Here is a 21,004-nt window from a genome sequence, read left to right as displayed (position 1 = left end):
CAATACCAATGAAAGAACAACAAACGAACAATCAGATATTAGAACAAATTCTCCAAGCACAGACACCAGCACAAGCTTGGCAGGCAATCAAACCAGTATTTCATCTAACAGAGCAAAACAATCACCAAGACAACACACCATTTTAGCCATTAACAAATCTGTCAATAAACTCAATACTCCCAAGCCATTGCTAAAGGTTCTGTATTAGATAGTCAGATAAACAACAATGAGACTAAATTAAAAATAGATTATGCTGCCAATAGAATGGCACTGCCATCAAAGGCAGTAATGCTTGGGTTGTTAAAGGGTTTAAAAAGTCCAAAGATGGTTATGGTCAGGGTCATGGCAAAACCATACCTACTGAACACCAGTCCTATTCCGCTCGTACTGGTGCAGGAGCTTTGGACAAAGATGGTACTGAAGACAATCAGATGGTGAAAGTAGAGTAGGTGGATATACTTCTACCCCTACGCACACTAAGCCTACAATGACACGTCTTAATGTGGGAGCATCTGATAAAAGTAAAGACCTTGTGGCAAATATGGTAGCCACAGACTTCGCCAATGACGAACTGACTTCTAACCGCTCTCACAAGGTCTCTATAGACAGTCTAATCTAAGACATCAAACAATTCAACCAACCAAGGCATTCAACCCTACCTAAAACCACCACAGAGCCACTTAAAGGGTTGGATAATGAGTGGTTATTAAAAAAAGACAAATCTTGATGATTTGTCTTTTTTTATGTGGGGGTATTTTAAGGTGGTATCAAGCAAAGTACAGACGTGTGCGAATGCACACACATATTGAATAATAAGTCTTGCTCAAACCTACATAAAAAAGGCTTTCAAAACGTTTGAAAGCCTTGATTGACATGGGGGTATTTGGTGGGCCCAGTAGGACTTGAACCTACGACCAAAGGATTATGAGTCCTCTGCTCTGACCAACTGAGCTATAGGCCCTATCAATAGGGACAAAATATTAACGCATTTAAAAAAAATATGCAATAGCTGAAATTCTATCATTTAAGCTAAAATGTGTTGACAGTCAAAAATTAATCTATATAATAGCCCCCCATCTATGCGGGAATAGCTCAGTTGGTAGAGCACGACCTTGCCAAGGTCGGGGTCGCGAGTTCGAATCTCGTTTCCCGCTCCAATCATGCTTAGTTTCAAGCTAAAAAGCCTAACGTAATCGTTAGGCTTTTTTTATTGCCAATAACGCCACTTGCATATGAAGGCTTTCATGCTTTGCTTTTTTTCTAAAAATATTTTATAAGTAATATTATAGAAACAAAAATTACAAAATAAATACATAAAATTCTCAAAAAAAAACGATTTGTTGACACTAATTACATTTTGTTAGAAACTAATCGCAATTCAATACGTTCATACACATTAATATGGCATTTGATAAGAAATTTGTATGATTTGTATGAATGGTTAAGGCGTGTCATTTTCTCATTTTCAAAGGATAAATCATGAAAGTCAAACAAATTACCCTAGGTTCTTCAACGCTCGCTCTTGCGGCACTTCTGACAGCGTGTGGTGGCAGTAGCAGCTCTGGCGTGCAAAAACCAACACCTTTGGTGGCTAATACTAATAATTCTGGCAACCACGGTAACCACGGTGCTACCAATCACGGTAACCACGGTGCTACCAACCACGGCAACCACGGTGCTAACAACCCAGTACCAAAATGGGATGCAACTGTCCGTTATGCTTCATTGAGAAATAATGCAATTAAGGAAACAAATGATTATGCACGTAAAGAACTTGGTCTTGTTCCCAAGAATACTGGCTACACTCTAAGCGTAGACGGTAAGGTACAAGCCCATGATATCGACCTTAGCAAATACGCTAAGGGACATCATAAATTTTCTGTCCAAGAAAGGGTAACTGGTAGTGCTGACGGAGTTCAAGGTTCTATCACAAGAAACTCTGATGTTTATCTTTTTAAACAAGATTATTCATTAGTCGCAGGGATTCATAATAAAAATATGACCGTAAAATTGGGCAATGAGACAGATAACATACCTATTGATGAGATGTACGCTCTTGTTCGGGGAGTACCCACCGAAAAATTACCAACCATAGGCAAGTTTAATTACTCAGGTTCAGGTAAGATTTGGTCGCAATCTGGGGCTCAAGAAGTCAATTTTAACTATAATGTGGATTTTGCTGAAAAAACAGGCAGTGGCAGCCTTGGTAATATCACCTTATCAAAAGGCGACATCACCACACAAACATTCACAAATGAGATTGATAATAGCTTTATTACCACCCCAGGCATTGAAGGGCGGGCAACTGCTGGCAGCCTTAATGGTGGTTACAGACTTGGTTTCTTTGGGCCAAATGCCGATGAGATTGTCGGTTTAGTGGAGCTGGGCAATGAAGAAGATGTGATTGGCATGTTTGGTGGTACTAAGCAAAAATAAGCGCTTTGATTGATTGCATGACAAAAGGCCGTCATCTGACTGACGGCTTTTTGTGTGTTTTGTTTTAATGGAACATTTATGAAAAAACTTGGCTTTTTTATAACCAGTCTCATGCTGATGTCTATCATGACGCATGCCAATCATGCCAATGTGGTGCATACCCAAGGCGTTGATATGCCATTAGAAAAAACCCCTGACATCACACCGATACAAAAGGCAGGCTCTGAGATTAACATGGGCAAAGTAGGTACGCTAAACCTAGGTGATGGGCTGACAGGGCAGATTAATCGGGCGATTGTGGCAAAAGATTGGCAATCGCTTGATGGGCTGCTACACACCTATCAATCATCAGCAGAATATGACCCCATACTGTATCAATATGCACTGGGGGCATGGCATCGCTCACAATTTAATCATCATCAGGCGATAGCAGTGTATCGGCAAATGCTGGCGGACAATCCTGATTTTCATTATGTCCGTTTTGACCTTGCGCTCATGCTCTTTGAAGATAAGCGCTATGATGAAGCCAAATCAGAGCTGATGGCGGTTAAGCCTTTGCTAAATGCTGACATGCAGGCATTGACCGAACGTTATCTTGACCAAATTGATAAACGTAATAAAGCGAACACAAGTTTTAATGTCAATTATGAAAAAACCGACAACGTCAATAACGCTTCACCTGCCACCCAAGTCAGATGGCAAGGTAAGACATGGAAAAAAACCGCTGAGAGTCTGCCCCAAAAAGCCACAGGGGTGCGATATGGTTTTGACATCGCCAAAGACAAACAGCTTAGAGCCAATCACTACCTAACCGCCAATGCAGGCATTGATGGGGTGCATTATTGGAATAAGCCTGAATATGATGAACAAACCGCCACGCTTGGGCTGGGATATAAATACCAAAACGTGCGTGGTAATGTCAGCGTCGTGCCATTTTTGAATCATACATGGCTTGATGATAAGCCTTATCAATATGAAACAGGCATCAAAGCAAACATCAATCGCCGTATCAGCTCAAAACTTCATGTGGGGGCAGGCGTGCAATACGCCAAACGATACTATGATGAGAAGCGACTGGCAGAGCGTTATGACAGCGATGTCCGTCGTGTGAGTGCCAGTTATCGCTATGTATTAACGCCGAGCTTGATGGTTTTTGGTGGGGTGGACATTACCGATGATGACACTAAGGATAAAGAGGTTGCGTCTGTGCGTCATGGCATAAATTTGGGTGTGCTAGGTGAGATGGATAATGGCATGGGCGGACGTGTGTCGGTGCGTTATGCCAAACGAAAATTTGACGCACCTGAACAGCTGCTTTATGGTTTTGTCCGTCAAGATGATGAATATTATCTACAAACAGCACTGTGGTATGATAAGTGGCAATACAAAGGCTTTGTACCAAATCTTAATATTAACTACCGTAAGATAGACAGTAACATGGCGGACTTGTATTCTCGTGATGGTGTGCAGTCATTCATCAGCGTTGAGAAAAAGTTCTGATGGGTAAGGTGGTTGTACTGGGTGGTTGTATTGTGTTGGGTGATGACCACTACCTTAAGGACTTAAACCTCAATCATTCGTCGCTCCGTGCATTCATCTTTTCGTGCAACTTTTTGATATGCGCCACTTCATTTTTGGCACCCAGCACCACTGGCACACGTTGATGAATGTCAGTCGGTATGATGTCTAAAATTCGCCTGATGGCATCGGTACTTGCGCCGCCTGCTTGTTCAATCAGTAAGCTCATCGGATTGGCCTCATACATCAAACGTAACTTACCAGCCTTGTGGGGGTGTTTGGTATCAAATGGGTAGCTAAATACCCCGCCACGGCACAAAATCCGATGCACATCGCCGACCATCGCCGCCACCCAACGCATGTTAAAATCTTTGCCACGCACGCCATTTTTACCATCGACAAGCTCATCTACATAACGTTGCATTGGTGGCAACCAATAACGGTAATTTGACGCATTGATGGCGTATTCGTTGGTATTGGGTGAGATGGTGATTTTATTTTTAATCAACACAAATTGGTCAGTGGTGGGGTCTAGGCTAAACATTGCCACGCCATTACCTGTTGTGAAGGCAAGCATGGTTGATGTGCCATAAATCACATACCCTGCTGCCAACTGTTGTGTGCCTTTTTGCAAAAAATCGGTGTCGGTTGCTTGCTTGCCTTGGTGATGATACGGCAAAATTGAAAAAATCGTTCCCACCGTCATGTTGATGTCAATGTTGCTTGAGCCATCTAGTGGGTCAAACAACACCAACACACTGCCTTCTGGATTGGTTGGGGTGATGTCATCAAGCTCTTCTGATGCCACGCCTGCACAGTAACGATTGCCAGTTAAGGCAGACAACAACAATTCGTTGGCAATCACGTCCAGTTTTTTTTGCTCTTCATCTTGTACGTTTTTATTGCCTGCGTCTCCTAAGATGTCTGCCAATGCCCCTTGGCGTAATAACGCACTGATTTGTTTTGCCACTTGAGCGATGCTATTGATGGTGTCGATGGTGGCATCTCGATATGCTTCATTGACTGTGGGTGAGACTGTGTTTGGCTCAGACAGATATTGCTTAAGGTGGGTGGTGTTTGGGTGTGTGAGCATGACCATGATTGTTCCTTTAACGGTTTTTTTAACTGCTTTTTTATGAAACGTGATACCTAAACTGTGATGCGAGTAATGGCGATGATGTTTGATTGTGTGTGATTGTTGTGTGTGATTGTTGTGTGTGATTGTTGTATGTGGTTAAGGAGTGCAAAATAACCCCAATGTTAGCATAAATTGCCTTTAGCCTTTAAAAAATTTACGCTAAAATACGGATAAAATTCAGCAAAATGAGCAAACGTAAAACACAAATAAGACGCTTTTTTTATTGCTATCCATCTCAGTCCATTGCAGTCCATCGCATGGCATGTCTGACGACACAATGACACTGTCTTTACAATATCATGATTGTGTCATCACAATTTATTGACAATGCCATCTTAACCAAAAGGCAATTTTTATGAACATCGCTTCTACTAACGCCACCTATCAGCCTTTGCCTTTTCAATCATCACAACAGATTTTAACCGATATTGATGCCCGTCTAAATGCGTCATTAAGCCGTCCACAGTTGACCGATGATGGGCAACTTCGCCATTTTTTAGGGGTAGAAGGGCTAAACCGCCAACAGCTTGAGAACATCATTGAAAAAGCCATGGGGTTTTTTGATGCCCATGGTGGTTTGATGACCAGCAATGAATTAGAAGGTTGTACGGTGATGAATTTGTTCTTTGAAAATTCCACCCGCACACGCACCACCTTCGAAGTCGCCCAAAAACGCTTAGGGGCAAATGTCATCAACCTAGACATTGCAAAATCCAGCACCAAAAAAGGTGAAAGTCTGCGTGATACCCTTTGGAATTTACAAGCCATGTCAGCAGATGTGTTTGTGGTGCGTCATTCTGCCAGTGGGGCGGCCCATTATATGGCGACCGAAGTTACCCCCAATGTTGCCATCATCAACGCAGGCGACGGCTGGCACGCCCACCCAACGCAAGCCATGCTTGACATACTCACCATTTACCGTGAAGCAGATAAGCCCTTTGATGAACTTTCTGTGGCGATTGTTGGCGACATCAAGCACAGCCGTGTGGCTCGTTCGGACATTTCGGCTTTGACGACTTTGGGGGTACGTGATATTCGTGTCATCGCCCCCAAGACTTTGTTACCAAAAGGCATTGAACGCCATGGCGTCTTAGTATTTGATGACATTGATAAAGGCGTGGCGGATGCTGATGTGATTATTGGCTTACGCATTCAAAATGAACGCATCGGCTCACCCTTGTTGGCATCGTCTGGTGAATATTTTAAACACTACGGCATCACCGAACAACGGTTAAAACTTGCCAAGCCCAATGCGTTGGTCATGCACCCAGGCCCTATGAACCGTGGCATTGAAATCGCATCAAGCGTGGCAGATGGCAGTCAATCGGTGATTTTAAAACAAGTCAATAACGGCATTGCGGTGCGTATGGCGGTATTGGCATTGGCGATGGCAGGACAACGACAAGGAGGGCATTTTAAACCTTACAACTAAGATGGATTTTTATTTTTTATAAGGATAAAGTCATGTTAACAAAATTCATAGCGTTAGCCATGGGTGTGTTGTTGTCGGTGTCGGCGGCGGATATGGCGACGGCGGATATGGCGACTTTGACACGCCAAGCCCAAAATGGTGATGTGGCGGCTCAGCTTGATTTGGCTGATGAGTATTATAAGCGAGGTAACCATGCCAAAGCATTTGAATGGACTACCAAAGCTGCCAGTCAAGGGCTTGCAACTGCTCAATATAGTTTGGGGTGGATGTATGTCAACGGTCATGGCGTGAGCCAAGATTATCAAAAGGCGGTGGAATGGTTTACCAAAGCCGCCAATCAAGGGCATGCAGCTGCCCAATATAATCTGGGCGGAATGTATGCCAAGGGTCATGGCGTGAGCCAAGATTATCAAAAAGCATTTGAATGGACTACCAAAGCCGCCAATCAAGGGTATGCCGATGCTCAAAATAATCTGGGCGTGATGTATGACAACGGTCATGGCGTGAGCCAAGATTATCAAAAAGCATTTGAATGGACTACCAAAGCCGCCCATCAAGGGCATGCAAAAGCCCAATATAATCTGGGCATGATGTATCACAAAGGTCATGGCGTACGCCAAGACTATCAAAAGGCGGTGGAATGGTTTACCAAAGCCGCCCAGCAAGGGCATGCAGATGCTCAAACTATTTTGGGTGTGATGTATACCAAAGGCCTGGGCGTGCGTCAAGACCATCAAAAGGCGGCGGAATGGTACACCAAAGCCGCCCATCAAGGCGATGCAGTCGCCCAATTTATTTTGGGCTTGATGTATTATGATGGTGAAGGCGTACCCCAAAATAAAAGCACCGCCAAACGCTACTTTGGTCAAGCCTGTGATAATGGAGAACAGTCAGGCTGTAATAAATACCACGAGCTAGACCAACAAGGCTACTAGGTGCTGATGATGCCCCGTATGACCCCAAATCAAGCAAATCAAGAGAATGCGATGAAAAATCTACTTCCCCCCAACTGGTGATTTTAAAACAGGTCAATAACGGCATTGCGGTGCGTATGGCGTTATTGGCATTGGCGATGGCAGGACAACGACAACGACAAAAAGACCATTTTAAAGCTTACAACTAAGTTAGATTTTTATTTTTTATAAGGATAAGGTTATGTTAACAAAATTCACAGCGTTAGCCATGGGTGCGTTGTTGTCGGTGTCGGCATTGGCAGCGGATATGGCGACTTTGACACGCCAAGCCCAAAGTGGTGATGTGGCGGCTCAATTTAATTTGGCTCATGAGTATTATCAGCAAGATAACCATGCCAAAGCGGTGGAATGGTTTACCAAAGCCGCCAATCAAGGGTTTGTAGATGCCCAATATATTCTGGGCTTGATGTATGCCAACGGTCAAGGCGTACGTCAAGATGATCAAAAGGTGTTTGAATGGTACGCCAAAGCCGCCCATCAAGGGCATGCAAAAGCCCAATATAATCTGGGCGTGATGTATCACAAAGGCCTGGGCGTGCGTCAAGATTATCAAAAGGCGTTTGAATGGTTTACCAAAGCCGCTCATCAAGGGTATGCCGATGCTCAAAATAATCTGGGCGTGATGTATGACAAAGGCCTGGGCGTGCGCCAAGATTATCAAAAGGCACATGAATGGTACACCAAAGCCGCCCATCAAGGCGATGCAGGTGCTCAACGTAATCTGGGGTGGATGTATGAGAATGGTCATGGCGTGAGCCAAGATAAAAGTACCGCCAAAATTTACTATGGTCAAGCCTGTGATAGTAGTGGAATGCTGGGCTGTGATCACTACCGTAGGCTAGACCTACAAGGCTACTAGACGCTGATGATGCCCCGTATGACCCCAAATCAAGCAAATCAAGAGAATGCGATGAAAAATCTACTTTCCCCCCCCCAACTGGTGATTTTAAAACAAGTCAATAACGGCATTGCGGTGCGTATGGCGGTATTGGCATTGGCGATGGCAGGACAACGACAAGCAGGTGATTTTAAAGCTTACAACTAAGTTAGATTTTTATTTTTTACTTTTTATTTTTTATAAGGATAAGGTTATGTTAACAAAATTCACAGCGTTAGCCATGGGTGTGTTGTTGTCGGTATCGGCAATGGCTGCAGATATGGCGACTTTGACACGCCAAGCCCAAAGTGGTGATGCAGCGGCTCAATCTGATTTGGCTGATGAGTATTATCAGCAAGGTAACCATGCCAAAGCATTTGAATGGATCACCAAAGCTGCCAATCAAGGCGATGCAGTTGCTCAATATAATCTGGGCTGGATGTATGCCCTAGGTAAAGGTGTACGCCAAGATGATCAAAAGGCGTTTGAATGGTTTACCAAAGCCGCCAATCAAGGCGATGTATTAGCCCAATTAGTTCTGGGTGGGTTGTATTATAAAGGTGAAGTCGTGCACCGAGACTATCATAAAGCATTTGAATGGTACACCAAAGCCGCCCATCAAGGCGATGCAGATGCTCAAACTAATCTGGGTACGATGTATTACGACGGTCAAGGCGTGAGCCAAGATTATCAAAAGGCGTTTGAATGGTACACCAAAGCCGCAGGTCAAGGTGATATATTAGCCCAATTAATTCTGGGCGGAATGTATGTCCAAGGTGAAGGCGTACGCCAAGATTATCATAAGGCGGTGGAATGGCTTACCAAAGCCGCCAATCAAGGCGATGCAGTCGCCCAATATTATTTGGGCGGAATGTATGAAAACGGCCTGGGCGTGCGTCAAGACCATCAAAAGGCAGATGAATGGTACACCAAAGCCGCCAGTCAAGAGTATGCAGGTACCCAAGATAATCTGGGGCTGATGTATGACAATGGCAAAGGCGTACGCCAAAATAAAAGCACCGCCAAACGCTATTTTGTTCAAGCCTGTGATTATGGCGAACAGTCAGGCTGTGCTAACTACCGAATACTAAAATACTAAACCAACAAGGCTACTAGGTGCTGATGATGCCCCATATCCCAAATCAAGCAAATCAAGAGAATGCGAGAACTGGGGCATCAAGCGTGGCAGATGGCAGTCAATCGGTGATTTTAAAACAGGTCAATAACGGCATTGCGGTGCGTATGGCGGTATTGGCATTGGCGATGGCAGGACAACGACAACGACAAAAAGACCATTTTAAACCTTACAACTAAGATGGATTTTTATTTTTTATAAGGATAAAGTTATGTTAACAAAATTCACAGCGTTAGCCATGGGTGTGTTGTTGTCGGTGTCGGCGGCGGATATGGCGACTTTGACACGCCAAGCCCAAAGTGGTGATGTGGCGGCTCAGCTTGATTTGGCTGATGAGTATTATAAGCGAGGTAACCATGCCAAAGCATTTGAATGGACTACCAAAGCTGCCAATCAAGGGTTTGCAGATGCTCAATTTGGTTTGGGCGTGCTGTATCACAATGGTCATGGCGTGCGCCAAGATTATCAAAAAGCGGTGGAATGGTACACCAAAGCCGCCAATCAAGGGCATGAATATGCTCAAGGTATTTTGGGCTGGATGTATGAGAATGGTCATGGCGTGAGCCAAGATAAAAGCACCGCCAAACGCTACTATCGTCAAGCCTGTGATAATGGAAATCAGTCAGGCTGTGATAACTACCACAAGCTAGACTAACAAGGCTATTAGATACTGATGATGCCCCATATCCCATATCCCAAATCAAGCAAATCAAGAGAATGCGATGAAAAATCTACTTCCCCAAGACTGGCAATTTGACACCGCCCAACTCAAAGGCATAAGCACAGATGGCAAATGGCTATTACCGCCCCTTGTTGATCTGTGTGCCAGATTGCGAGAGCCGGGGCATCAGTCGCACGGCACACTGGCAAGCGAGGGGCGAGCGGCACGCCAAAATGGCTTTTTGCATGTGGTCATGCCACCTGATACCAGCCCTGTGCTAGAAAACGGCTCACTGTTAAAGGGTCTCAAACAAAAAGCATGGGCAGACGGTGGCATTTACTTGCATGTTTTGGGGGCATTGAGTGCAGGCTTAGAGGGCAAACAACCTGCCAATTTGGCAGGACTAAAACAAGGCGGTGCTATCGGTGTGAGCAATACAGCGGCAGGTTTTGAGAGTGATTTGGTATTGTTACGCTGTTTAGAATATGCAGCGACCTTTGACATCAAAGTCTTCTTCTACCCTGATGAACCCAGTTTATCGGCAGGGGGTGTGGCTCATGATGGCTATATCGCATCTTTTCATGGATTGCAAGGCATTCCGTGGCTGGCTGAGACCATTGCACTATCTAAGCAAATTTTGATGACCGAAGAGACAGGCATTCATGCACATTTTAGCCAAATCACTTGTCGCACCTCGGTAGAGCTAATCCGTCATGCCAAACAAAAGGGCTTGCCCATTACCTGTGATGTGGCGATGCACCAGTTGCACCTGACCGATGATGACATTGAGGGTTATAACGCTCATGCTTATGTGTTGCCCCCTTTGCGTAGTAACACCGACCAACAAGCTCTTATCAAGGGTCTTCAAGATGGTACGATTGACGCCATCTGTTCTCATCATGAGCCTTTATCAAAGGCCGCCAAACAAGCCCCCTTTGCCCAATGCCAAGCAGGCATCAGTAACTTTGATACCTTTATGGCACTGGCGGTGCGATTGGTTCATGAAGGGGTATTGACTGGTGAACAGTTGGTAGAAAAAATCTGCCTAAATCCTGCTCGCATTGCCCAGATTGGCGACTTTTATCAAGACAAAGGCGGAGCGGTGTTGGTTAATCCCAATTTGTCTTGGCAAGTGACAGAAGACACCATGCAATCAGCGGGTAAAAACACCCCCTTTATCGGACAGACGCTGATGGGTAAAGTAGAGCAAGTGTTATTCTGACCTTTGTTCATCTGCTGATGGCTTATCACTTTCGGTGATGATGGCGGTGTTTTTATCAGCAGAATCAGCGGATTTACGCTTGCTGATGGATTTAACGCCAGCTTTCATACGCTCAATGAGTTGCCCCACGGTGGTTTTTGCATTGGACGCATCAATATTTGCTCGAATGTTTTCAGGATTGGCTTCAAAAGTATCAGAATAACCATTTCTAACAGGGCCATTTTGAGCATCACCATTTTTAACATCAATGGCATGGGCATGATGGTTTGTTTTTTGATGGGTTGAATGGTCATTGGCAGGGTGGGTATGTGCCTGATGGGTTGAATGGTGGGCTGAATGGTGGGTCGATTGATAGGCGAAGCTGTGCCTTACTCTTGATTCATCAATCTTATCAGTCTTCTTGTCATTCTTATCAAGGTTATTAATATCATCAACGTCATCAACGTCATCAGCGTCATCAATGAGGTTGTCTTGTGCCGATTCACGCATCTGACTGTTTTCAAATAAGCTTAACAGACTGATGTTCATCTGCTCTTTAACCAATTGCTGGCTATGTTGGAAGCGATTGGCGATAAGCCCCAACCAAGAATCATGGTCAAAGGGTTGCATCTTGGCAATCTCGCCTTTGATGGGTAGGGCGTAAGGCAGATTTTGATATAATTGCCATAGGCTGATTTGGCTTAAGTCTTTTTTTAGCAGATAATCGCCCTTATCTGTGTTGGCAATTAAATCATTGTCTTTAAGTAGATTGATGTATTGATACCATTTGGGTAACTCTTTCCGTCCAAGAATGTTACGCAGTTGTTTTTCTGGTGTGCTTTTACCAACTTGATGATTCTTAAACACCAAATTCAACATGTCTAATAAACTAAAAAATGGATGACGAGGGTTCACTTCATCGCTATCAAACACGGTTAAAGTGTAACTGATTTCTACCCCCAACAAAATGATATTCCATGACAAATGTATCCATAACAAAAATACAGGCAATGCTGCAAATGCCCCATAAACCGCTTCATAACTGGTAAAATTGGTCATCGCTGTGCCAAAAACCTGCTTTAACCCTTCAAACAAAATGGCAACAATCCCGCCTGCAATCGCAGCATGTTTGATGGGAACATTGGCTTTAGGAATGAACCAATACATGCCCACAAAACCTGCAATGGTGATTAAAAAAGACACCAACTGCACCCAAAATGACCAATCAATGCCATAACCCATAAACTGCTGATTCAAAAAACTCAGACTTTGCACTGTGCTTGAGACAATGAATGCTGTTCCCAATACCAAAGGACCTAAGGTGATGATTGTCCAATAACGAATGACACTTTTAAGCCCACCACTTCGGCCTTCTACTCGCCAAATTTCGTTAAAAGCAGTCTCGATGGTGGTCAGCGTCATGATGGTGGTAACAAACAGAATCAACACACCGATGGCGGTCAGATTGGACGATTTTTCAGCAAAGCTGTTGATGTATTGACTGACCTGAAAGCTTGATGATGGCATCAAGTTACTATAAACCATGTTATAAATTTGCTCACGCACTTCCGATAAGGCAGGAATGGACGAGAGCATCACCAGCATAACCGTCAAAATGGGAACGATTGATAACAAAGTGGTGTAGGTCAAAGAAGCTGCTTTTTGTTGGCATTTATCTTCAATAAAATTTTTGACCAAAAAGAACAAAAACTCAAACCAGCGACTGTCATAAAAAGGCAATTTCTTAAGTAAATTTGTCATTTATAAGTCTCATCAATTACAATGGTAACAATAATCAGCTTTAAATAAAACAAAGTTGAACAGTAAGGCAAAAATTATTGACAATGTAATGTAAAATCAGTCAATTAGCAATAAGTAAACGCATTTTGCCAGACACATGACCTTTTTACCTGCCCTTTTATATTATAGACAAAACGGACACCATATGATGACAACCACATCTGCCCCTTATATTTTGGTCTTATATCACTCTACCTATGGCACAACCAAGCAACTTGCTTATCAGATTGCCCAAGGGGTGCAAGAAACGGGTATGATGGTGAAAATTCGCACCGTACCAACCGTTTCTGCTGACACGCAAGCCAGCAAGCCTGCCATTCCTGATGACGGTGATTTGTATTGCACTTTTGATGATTTAAAGCACTGTTCAGGTTTGGCATTGGGCAGTGCAACTCACTTTGGCAACATGACCGCTGCGATGAAATATTTTTGGGACAATACCGTAACGTTATGGATGGCTGGAGATTTGCAAGGTAAGCCAGCGTGTGTGTTTACCAGCACAGGCAGCATGCACGGTGGGCAAGAAAGCACCTTATTAACCATGATGTTGCCACTTTTGCATCATGGCATGTTGTTGTTGGGTTTGCCGTATGCCAATGCAGAGCTAAACCGCACCAATCAAGGAGGCACGCCTTATGGGGCAAGTCATGTCAGTGGGGCAACGCATAACAATGTGATGACACAAGATGAAAAAACCTTGGCAGTGGCTCAAGGTAAGCGATTGGCTCAGGTTGCCCAAAAGCTGTTGTTGCCTAAAGTCGTTGCCCAAAAATGATAAATGGTGAATGGCCATTGACATATGAATCATGATTAGTTTGATTTTTCTATGTGATAAATATCTTTAGTTTGCTATCATGAATTTAAAGTTAACCTTTATTTTGGATTGTAAAAATGCCAGTGCTTAGTTTATTTGGGTTGATTTTTGAGTGGCATGATGACAAATTTGAACTTATTCATAAAAAGCGTGGCATTACTTTAGACGAGGTGGCAAGCGTATTTTTTGATAGCAATTCGCTTGAAAAAGAAGATTTTGGTGCTTATTCTGAACAAAGAACATTGATAATTGGCATGAGTAATCAAGCAAGATTATTGGTGGTGGTTTGGACGCAGCGAGATGAAACTTATCGCATCATCACCGCCTTTTTCCCAACCAAACATCAAGAAAGGGAGTACGCCCATGCAAGGCACTAAATATACAGATATCGAGTATGAACGCTACAAAGATTTCGATTTTAGCGGAGCAAAGCCCATACAAAATCCAAAAATTTTAGAAGCCAGAGCAAGAAAACAAGCTCATGATTTAAGCAAATTTTTTGATTATGATGTTATTGAAGCCATCAAAAAACACGACAACGAACACGACAGACAAAGAGCAAACACGATACTAAGAGCATTATTCACCTAAAAAAATCCACCACTTAGGTGGATTTTACCTAAGTCATCAACAAGCACTTATATTTTAAAGCCAAGTTCAATCAAATACGGCCTGTAAAACTCTTTACCTTTTTTGTCTTAGTCAGCATGCGTCATTGACAAAATTGAAAAGTCATAGACAAAATTGACAGTAAAAACGCTTATTTGACCGCTGATAACGCCATTTGCATCTGTGTGCTGTCATTGTTTTGTATGACTTTGACAGGCAGATAATTCAGACTTGGGGCAAGCCAAAAAGTGGTTTGGCGGTCTTTGTCATCGTGTATCCTGTCAATGCGTACGGTGTCATAACTGCCAGCAGGCACGGTGATTTTAGCCCTGCCAGACTGTTTAAATTGAGTGGTTTCGATTTTATCTTTTTTGACCAAATCATATTTGCCCGTAAACTTGCCGTTAAGCAGTTCTTGGCGGATTTGCACTTCCAAACTCAGCTCATCAAATGCAGGTTGTGTTGTGTTTAACGTGATGCTTTTGCCTTTATAAGAGCTGACCACCTTGTCATTGGCAAAGCTGACTTTATGCAGATTGCCCACGCCCAAAATCTTATAAGCGGTGCTGGCAGACTGGGGCTTTACTTTGTCATCTATGATTTTAAAAGAGCTGGTTTGCTTGGCAGTGGCAGAACCCAGCATGGCAGTTCCATTCACCTGATACGTCCAGTCATTCCCATCGTGGCTTAAGGTGCGAGTGGCACTGCCCTTGCCACTGACTTTATCTTTGACCAAAAACGCATAAGTGGCGGTAACAGGCTCAATGGTACGGGCTTGGCTGTTCATGGTAAAAGCTCCCATCGATAAGACACAAATAAATAAAGCATGCAGGTGCTTGGGCAGGCGCATGGTGTGTTGAATATGTTGAGCTGACTGTGTTAATTGTGCTAAAACAGTGTTTTGATAAAAAACCCGCTTTTGATAAAAAAGCGGATAAAAAAGCGGGCGTGTGCTGTGGGGCATGATTTGCTCCTAATTCATCAGTGTCATCTTCATCATTGCCAATTTGGCATCATAATGGTCATATTTTGTTACAATTTCAAGGGTAATTTTATTATTTTTGTTGGGACAACCACACAATGGCAATGAAAGCTAAAAAAGCAATGAATGATGGAAAAATTGATGGAAAAATTGATAAAAAATCATCAATCAACCTTGAATACAAATCACATAATCCCCATTCTTGCTACAACCCCAAACACACCCACAAACAGTCTACAGACCATCTTATAGATGAATGGCCGTGATAGACAATGTGGTAGGGCAATGAAAGATGAAAGTATGCCATCCATGTCGGTGTGAAATGTTGGTGTGATTGGGTACAAAAACCTAATAATGTTAACGTTAAATTGGAGTAAAAAGATGAACATTCGTCCTTTACATGACCGCATCGTGGTTCGCCGTGTGGAAGAAGAACAAAAAACCGCAGGCGGTATTCTTTTGCCAGGTTCAGCGCAAGAAAAGCCCCAACAAGGTGAAGTGCTTGCCGTGGGTAATGGTCAAATTCGTGATAACGGTGATGTCCGCCCCTTAGATGTCAAGACAGGGGACAAAGTGCTGTTTGGTCAATACGCTGGTCAAACCGTCAAGGTGGACGGTGAAGAATTGCTTATCATGAAAGAAGCTGACGTATTGGGTGTGCTTGAGAGCTAAATTGGTAATCTAACCAGTAATCTAATCAATAAATTTAATAAATTCAATAAATGGAGAATAATCTCATGGCTAAAGATGTGAAATTTGGCAGTAATGCCCGCAAAAAAATGATTGATGGTGTCAACGTATTGGCAGACGCTGTTAAAGTTACTTTAGGCCCTAAAGGTCGCAACGTGGTGATTGATAAATCTTTTGGTGCCCCAACCATCACCAAAGACGGCGTATCAGTTGCCAAAGAAATCGAACTTGAAGATAAATTTGAGAATATGGGTGCTCAACTGGTGCGTGAAGTTGCCAGCAAAACCAATGATGTGGCAGGTGATGGCACCACCACCGCCACTGTATTGGCTCAAGCCATTTTACAAGAAGGCATGAAATCGGTTGCTGCTGGTATGAATCCAATGGATTTAAAACGTGGCATTGATAAAGCCGTACGCAAAGTTGTGGAAGAAATCCACAACATCTCAACCCCTGCCGATGACTTTAAAGCCATTGAGCAAGTGGGTGCCATTTCTGCCAATTCAGATGCCAAAGTTGGTGAACTTATCAGTAAAGCCATGGAGCAAGTGGGCAAGCAGGGTGTCATCACCGTTGAAGAAGGTTCAAGCTTTGAAGACACGCTAGAAGTGGTTGAGGGCATGCAATTTGACCGTGGTTATATCAGCCCTTATTTTGCCAACAAACAAGACAGCCTAACCGCTGAATTTGACAACCCATATATCCTATTGGTTGACAAAAAAATCAGTAACATTCGTGAAATCGTGCCATTACTTGAGCAAGTCATGCAAACCAGCAAGCCATTGCTCATCATCGCTGAAGATGTCGAAAACGAAGCACTGGCAACCTTAGTGGTGAATAACATGCGTGGTGGATTAAAAACGTGTGCGGTTAAAGCCCCCGGATTTGGTGATCGCCGTAAAGCCATGTTGCAAGACATCGCCATTCTAACAGGTGGTACGGTCATCTCTGAAGAAGTGGGCTTAAGTCTAGAAACCGCCAATATTGAGCAGTTAGGCACTGCCAAAAAAATCACCGTGGGTAAAGAAAATACCGTCATTGTTGATGGTGCTGGCAATAAAGCTGACATCGATGCTCGTGTGGAATCTATCCGCCGTCAAGTTGAAGAGTCTACTTCTGACTATGATAAAGAAAAACTACAAGAACGCATCGCCAAGCTATCAGGTGGTGTGGCTGTCATCAAAGTCGGTGCTGCGACCGAAACTGAGATGAAAGAGAAAAAAGACCGTGTGGACGATGCCCTACATGCCACTCGTGCGGCAGTAGAAGAAGGCGTGGTTGCTGGTGGTGGCGTTGCTTTGGTGCGTGCATTGTCTGCTCTTGATAAGCTGACAGGCGACAATGATGATCAAAACGCAGGCATCAACATTCTTCGCCGTGCCATGGAAGCCCCACTGCGTCAAATCGTCTCTAACTCAGGTGATGAAGCGTCTGTTGTGGTCAATGAAGTTAAAAATGGCTCTGGCAATTACGGCTATAATGCCGCCACTGGTGAATATGGCGACATGATTGAAATGGGTATTCTTGACCCTGCTAAGGTAACTCGTTCAGCCCTAGAAAATGCTGCTTCGGTTGCAGGCTTGATGTTGACCACGGAAGCGATGATTACCGATTTGCCTGCCAAAGATGACCCCATGGCAGGCATGGGTGCTGGTGGCATGGGCGGTATGGGTGGCATGGGCGGTATGATGTAAATCGTCGCCCCATCTTTATCAAACCCTTTTTTATCAAACCCTTTGCTTCAAAAAAAGCCCTTTTTATTAAAAGGGCTTTTTTTATTGGTGAATGATTGGTGAATGATTATGAATAATTAATGAATGGTTAATAAATAAACATCATTCATTTCTTCTAAACACCCAAGTTTTATCATCTGACGCATCTTTAACATAAGAATAGCCGTCCCAATCAAAGCCCTTTAACTCGTCAGGATTGCTAAGTTGGTTGTCAGCGGCGTATCTTACCATCATGCCACGAGCTTTTTTGGCATAAAAACTGATGACTTTATATTGACCATTTTTATGGTCTTCAAACCTTGGGGTGATGATGTTGGCATTGAGTGTCTTTTTATCGATGGCTTTAACGTATTCGTTCGATGCCAAATTAATGACGGTATTGTCGTCAGACAGACGCTGATTCATCAATTCGCTGATTTGACTGCCCCAAAATTCATACAGATTATTGCCTTGGGTGTTTTTCAGCCTTGTTCCCATTTCTAGGCGATAAGGCAATATCAAATCCAAAGGTTTTAATAACCCATACAAACCTGATAAAATTCCCACATGCTCATTAAGATACATCACCGCTTGCTTATCTAGTCCATAAGCATCTAGCCCTGTATAGACATCACCATCAAACAAATAAATGGCAGGTTTGGCATTATCTGCACTAAAAGGTGTTTGCCAGTCTTGGTTTCGCTTGGCGTTGAGTTGTGCCAGATTATCAGAGATGCCCATCAGCTCCATCAGTTCGATGGGCTCAAACTGTTTTAACTGCTTCATCAGCGTTTGCGATGCGTTTATCAATGCAGGTTGGCTGTAATGATTGCCCACATTGATGGGAATGTCATCAGTTTCATTTAAGCTTTTGGCAGGCGATAATAAAAAGTACATGGATTTTCCTTGCTTTTTTAAAGGTAGGAATTCAAATTTTTATTTATGACTTGTTTGATTGTTGTTGGCTTAACCATGTGTGAATGGCGATTGCCTGCTCATTGGCATTGCCAATATAGGTGGCAGGGGTCAAGTCTGCCAAGCGTTTTTTCTCGCTTTCTGGCACGGCATTTAGCTCATCACCATGAATAAAATCCAGCATCATCTCACGGGTCATGGCTTGTCCACGGGTTAGGACTTTTAATTTTTCATACGGTTTTTCTATATTATAGCGACGCATGACGGTTTGAATGGGTTCAGCAAGCACTTCTTGCGCATTGTGCAAATCTTCATTAAGACGATTGGCGTTTATCTCCAACTTGCCAATGCCTTTTAAGCAGGCATCAAAGGCAATCAAACTTTGGGCAAAACCCACGCCCATGTTGCGAAGGACGGTTGAGTCGGTTAAATCTCGTTGCCAGCGTGAAATGGGCAATTTTTCGCCCAAATGAGCCAAGACTGCATTTGCCAGACCAAGGTTGCCTTCAGAGTTTTCAAAATCAATCGGATTGACCTTGTGGGGCATGGTTGATGAGCCAACCTCGCCATCTTTAAGTTTTTGTTTAAAGTAACCAAGCGAAATATAGCCCCACACATCACGGTTAAAGTCGATTAAAATCGTGTTAAATCGACGCAGGGCATCAAATAACTCCGCCATATAATCATGTGGTTCAATTTGGGTGGTGTATGGATTGAATGTCAAACCAAGACTGGTAACGAATTTTTGGGCATGGTCTGCCCAGTCAATGTTGGGATAAGCAGATAAATGGGCGTTATAATTACCAACCGCACCGTTTATTTTTCCTAATAATTCCACATGATTAAATTGGGTTAATTGGCGGTGTAGGCGATAGGCAACATTTGCCATTTCTTTGCCCAATGTGGTGGGGCTGGCGGTTTGACCGTGTGTGCGTGAGAGCATGGGTTGATTGGCGTGCGTTTGGGCAAGCGTGGCGATGGCGTCAATGAGTTGTTGCATGCTGCTTGCCAGAACATCACGACTTGCCTTTAGCATTAAGGCATGTGATAAGTTGTTGATGTCTTCGCTGGTGCAGGCAAAATGGATAAACTCGCCCGCATTTTTAAGCTCGTCAATATCAGCGATTTGCTCTTTTAAAAAGTACTCCACCGCCTTGACATCGTGGTTGGTGGTGCGTTCAATCTCTTTGATACGCAGGGCGTTTTCTTCGCTAAAATTTTGCACAATTTCATCAAGGCGTTGGTTGGTTTTGGCAGAAAATGGCTGAATTTCTATCATCTGTGGGTGATTGGCAAGAGCTTGCAACCAACGGATTTCAACGGTAACCCGAGCGTGGATAAGTCCAAATTCTGACAGATACGGACGCAAAGCATCGCATTTAGAAGCATAGCGGCCATCAAGTGGGGATAGGGCGGTAAGGGTGGATAACGGCATGAAAATTCCTAATAAAAAAATAACTAAAATAAATCACCAAATCATCATGGCGAATAATTAGACGCATTATAACCAATTTGGTCGCTAATTTCTTTAATGAAACTGATTGATAAATATATTGATGTTTTATTAAAAAATGTCTTGCTTAGTTTGTAATTTGTTATTATATTATAAGTATAGTTACTATTTTAACCCAATCCATACACGCTCATACAAGGACACGCTTATGAAAGCATTATTGACAACCACCATGCTGGCTGCTGCCATGACTTTAACCGCTTGTGGTGGTGGCAGTTCGGACAGCTCTGGCGAACAAGTGGCAGTAAAAAAAGACACAGTAAAAAAAGACACCATACCCACACCTACCACTCCAACAACTCCTGCTCCTAAAAATCAAACAGGCAAGAAATCTAATGTATGTGAGACTAATGGTTCAACAGTCTATGCAACAGCAACTGGGTGTATTTATTCTTCACCAGGCTTAAATAATGGGGCGAACATAACTTACACTTGTAGTAATGGTCGAGTAACTTCAACTGTAGGGCTTTCTGCTGGTGAGAACATCAATCTAAATGGCGTCACCATTACTTGTAAACCATAAGGATTAATTTGGTAGGGCTAACAATTGTTTAAAACAACGGCTTATAGATATAAGCCGTTGTTTTAATAAGCCGT

At 43.3% G+C, this 21,004-nt stretch carries 22 protein-coding genes, 2 tRNA genes and 3 pseudogenes; 21 read left to right on the top strand and 6 right to left on the bottom strand.

Translation table 11 applies throughout. From position 1 onward, the window contains the following. Positions 1–8 precede the first annotated feature (8 nt). Positions 9–146 (top strand): hypothetical protein, encoded by a 138-nt coding sequence (locus tag WDM69_RS05070; protein ID WP_338755041.1) that lies wholly within the window; start codon positions 9–11, stop codon positions 144–146. Positions 147–487: 341 nt separating this feature from the next. Further along, entirely contained in the window at positions 488–619 is a 132-nt protein-coding gene (locus WDM69_RS05065) for a hypothetical protein (protein ID WP_338755040.1), read from the top strand. Between the two features lie 265 nt (positions 620–884). Here the strand turns inward: WDM69_RS05065 and WDM69_RS05060 are convergent. After that, positions 885–961, bottom strand: a tRNA-Ile gene (locus WDM69_RS05060). Between the two features lie 120 nt (positions 962–1,081). Between WDM69_RS05060 and WDM69_RS05055 the strand changes: the two genes are divergently transcribed. From WDM69_RS05055 to WDM69_RS05045, 3 genes are all read left to right on the top strand, one after another. Beyond that, a tRNA-Gly gene (locus WDM69_RS05055) sits at positions 1,082–1,157 on the top strand. Positions 1,158–1,479: 322 nt separating this feature from the next. After that, positions 1,480–2,436 carry a factor H binding protein domain-containing protein gene (locus tag WDM69_RS05050; RefSeq protein ID WP_338755039.1) on the top strand — a complete coding sequence of 319 codons (957 nt, stop codon included), beginning with the start codon at positions 1,480–1,482 and terminating at the stop codon, positions 2,434–2,436. Between the two features lie 78 nt (positions 2,437–2,514). Next, the gene (locus tag WDM69_RS05045; RefSeq protein WP_338755038.1) at positions 2,515–3,936 is read left to right on the top strand and encodes a surface lipoprotein assembly modifier; all 1,422 of its coding nucleotides are present in this window, start codon (positions 2,515–2,517) and stop codon (positions 3,934–3,936) included. Between the two features lie 73 nt (positions 3,937–4,009). On the opposite strand, the gene WDM69_RS05040 is transcribed toward WDM69_RS05045, so the two are convergent. Then, positions 4,010–5,047: a class 1 fructose-bisphosphatase gene (locus tag WDM69_RS05040; protein ID WP_338755880.1), complete on the bottom strand. Its 1,038-nt coding sequence runs from the start codon at positions 5,045–5,047 to the stop codon at positions 4,010–4,012. Positions 5,048–5,447: 400 nt separating this feature from the next. Between WDM69_RS05040 and WDM69_RS05035 the strand changes: the two genes are divergently transcribed. The 9 genes and pseudogenes from WDM69_RS05035 to WDM69_RS04995 all read left to right on the top strand — a co-directional run bounded on the left by WDM69_RS05035 (position 5,448) and on the right by WDM69_RS04995 (position 11,393). After that, positions 5,448–6,524, top strand: a complete 1,077-nt coding sequence (locus tag WDM69_RS05035) for an aspartate carbamoyltransferase catalytic subunit (RefSeq protein ID WP_338755037.1) — start codon at positions 5,448–5,450, stop codon at positions 6,522–6,524. A gap of 32 nt (positions 6,525–6,556) precedes the next feature. Further along, positions 6,557–7,459 (top strand): SEL1-like repeat protein, encoded by a 903-nt coding sequence (locus WDM69_RS05030; protein WP_338755036.1) that lies wholly within the window; start codon positions 6,557–6,559, stop codon positions 7,457–7,459. A 71-nt stretch (positions 7,460–7,530) separates the two neighbouring features. Further along, positions 7,531–7,647 (top strand): annotated as a pseudogene (gene pyrB / locus WDM69_RS05025) (aspartate carbamoyltransferase catalytic subunit); the annotation flags it as partial. 32 nt (positions 7,648–7,679) lie between these two features. Then, on the top strand, positions 7,680–8,357 hold the full coding sequence (locus tag WDM69_RS05020) for a tetratricopeptide repeat protein (protein WP_338755035.1): 678 nt from the start codon (positions 7,680–7,682) through the stop codon (positions 8,355–8,357). A gap of 75 nt (positions 8,358–8,432) precedes the next feature. After that, positions 8,433–8,543: pseudogene (gene pyrB / locus WDM69_RS10025) on the top strand (aspartate carbamoyltransferase catalytic subunit); the annotation flags it as partial. Between the two features lie 46 nt (positions 8,544–8,589). Then, complete coding sequence (locus tag WDM69_RS05010; RefSeq protein WP_338755033.1) at positions 8,590–9,474, top strand: tetratricopeptide repeat protein; 885 nt, start codon at positions 8,590–8,592, stop codon at positions 9,472–9,474. A 74-nt stretch (positions 9,475–9,548) separates the two neighbouring features. Further along, a pseudogene (pyrB, locus tag WDM69_RS05005) lies at positions 9,549–9,689 on the top strand (aspartate carbamoyltransferase catalytic subunit); the annotation flags it as partial. 32 nt (positions 9,690–9,721) lie between these two features. Beyond that, positions 9,722–10,165, top strand: a complete 444-nt coding sequence (locus tag WDM69_RS05000) for a tetratricopeptide repeat protein (RefSeq protein ID WP_064645757.1) — start codon at positions 9,722–9,724, stop codon at positions 10,163–10,165. A gap of 67 nt (positions 10,166–10,232) precedes the next feature. Beyond that, a complete protein-coding gene (locus WDM69_RS04995; RefSeq protein WP_338755032.1) occupies positions 10,233–11,393 on the top strand; it encodes a dihydroorotase in 1,161 nt (386 codons plus the stop codon). Here WDM69_RS04995 and WDM69_RS04990 read toward each other — a convergent pair. Then, the gene (locus tag WDM69_RS04990; protein WP_338755031.1) at positions 11,385–13,133 is read right to left on the bottom strand and encodes a YihY family inner membrane protein; all 1,749 of its coding nucleotides are present in this window, start codon (positions 13,131–13,133) and stop codon (positions 11,385–11,387) included. The two genes, WDM69_RS04995 and WDM69_RS04990, sit on opposite strands and share 9 nt — an antisense overlap. A 184-nt stretch (positions 13,134–13,317) precedes the next feature. Here WDM69_RS04990 and wrbA point away from each other — a divergent pair, with 184 nt between their 5' ends. The 3 genes from wrbA to WDM69_RS04975 all read left to right on the top strand — a co-directional run bounded on the left by wrbA (position 13,318) and on the right by WDM69_RS04975 (position 14,577). Continuing rightward, positions 13,318–13,947, top strand: coding sequence for an NAD(P)H:quinone oxidoreductase (gene wrbA / locus WDM69_RS04985; RefSeq protein WP_422393255.1), 630 nt, complete (start codon positions 13,318–13,320; stop codon positions 13,945–13,947). 116 nt (positions 13,948–14,063) lie between these two features. Then, complete coding sequence (locus WDM69_RS04980; protein ID WP_338755030.1) at positions 14,064–14,363, top strand: BrnT family toxin; 300 nt, start codon at positions 14,064–14,066, stop codon at positions 14,361–14,363. Then, on the top strand, positions 14,350–14,577 hold the full coding sequence (locus WDM69_RS04975) for a hypothetical protein (RefSeq protein WP_338755029.1): 228 nt from the start codon (positions 14,350–14,352) through the stop codon (positions 14,575–14,577). Before WDM69_RS04980 ends, WDM69_RS04975 begins: the two co-directional genes overlap by 14 nt. 169 nt (positions 14,578–14,746) lie before the next feature. Here WDM69_RS04975 and WDM69_RS04970 read toward each other — a convergent pair whose 3' ends face one another. Beyond that, positions 14,747–15,559 carry a DUF3108 domain-containing protein gene (locus WDM69_RS04970; protein WP_338755028.1) on the bottom strand — a complete coding sequence of 271 codons (813 nt, stop codon included), beginning with the start codon at positions 15,557–15,559 and terminating at the stop codon, positions 14,747–14,749. Between the two features lie 116 nt (positions 15,560–15,675). On the opposite strand from WDM69_RS04970, the gene WDM69_RS04965 reads away from it, so the two are divergent. From WDM69_RS04965 to groL, 3 genes are all read left to right on the top strand, one after another. Next, positions 15,676–15,843, top strand: a complete 168-nt coding sequence (locus tag WDM69_RS04965) for a hypothetical protein (RefSeq protein WP_338755027.1) — start codon at positions 15,676–15,678, stop codon at positions 15,841–15,843. Positions 15,844–15,958: 115 nt separating this feature from the next. After that, positions 15,959–16,249, top strand: a complete 291-nt coding sequence (gene groES, locus WDM69_RS04960) for a co-chaperone GroES (protein ID WP_078306643.1) — start codon at positions 15,959–15,961, stop codon at positions 16,247–16,249. A gap of 65 nt (positions 16,250–16,314) precedes the next feature. After that, on the top strand, positions 16,315–17,961 hold the full coding sequence (gene groL / locus WDM69_RS04955) for a chaperonin GroEL (RefSeq protein WP_338755026.1): 1,647 nt from the start codon (positions 16,315–16,317) through the stop codon (positions 17,959–17,961). A gap of 141 nt (positions 17,962–18,102) precedes the next feature. Here the strand turns inward: groL and yaaA are convergent, their stop codons facing one another. Then, positions 18,103–18,876 carry a peroxide stress protein YaaA gene (gene yaaA / locus WDM69_RS04950; protein WP_338755025.1) on the bottom strand — a complete coding sequence of 258 codons (774 nt, stop codon included), beginning with the start codon at positions 18,874–18,876 and terminating at the stop codon, positions 18,103–18,105. Positions 18,877–18,919: 43 nt separating this feature from the next. After that, on the bottom strand, positions 18,920–20,329 hold the full coding sequence (purB, locus tag WDM69_RS04945; RefSeq protein ID WP_338755840.1) for an adenylosuccinate lyase: 1,410 nt from the start codon (positions 20,327–20,329) through the stop codon (positions 18,920–18,922). 226 nt (positions 20,330–20,555) lie between these two features. On the opposite strand from purB, the gene WDM69_RS04940 reads away from it, so the two are divergent. Further along, positions 20,556–20,930 carry a hypothetical protein gene (locus WDM69_RS04940; protein ID WP_338755839.1) on the top strand — a complete coding sequence of 125 codons (375 nt, stop codon included), beginning with the start codon at positions 20,556–20,558 and terminating at the stop codon, positions 20,928–20,930. The last annotated feature ends 74 nt before the right edge of the window (positions 20,931–21,004 follow it).

This window comes from Lwoffella lincolnii (assembly GCF_037201985.1).
In the GTDB taxonomy this organism is placed as follows: Bacteria; Pseudomonadota; Gammaproteobacteria; order Pseudomonadales; family Moraxellaceae; genus Psychrobacter; species Psychrobacter lincolnii.
This window is presented reverse-complemented; position numbering and strand designations above follow the sequence as displayed.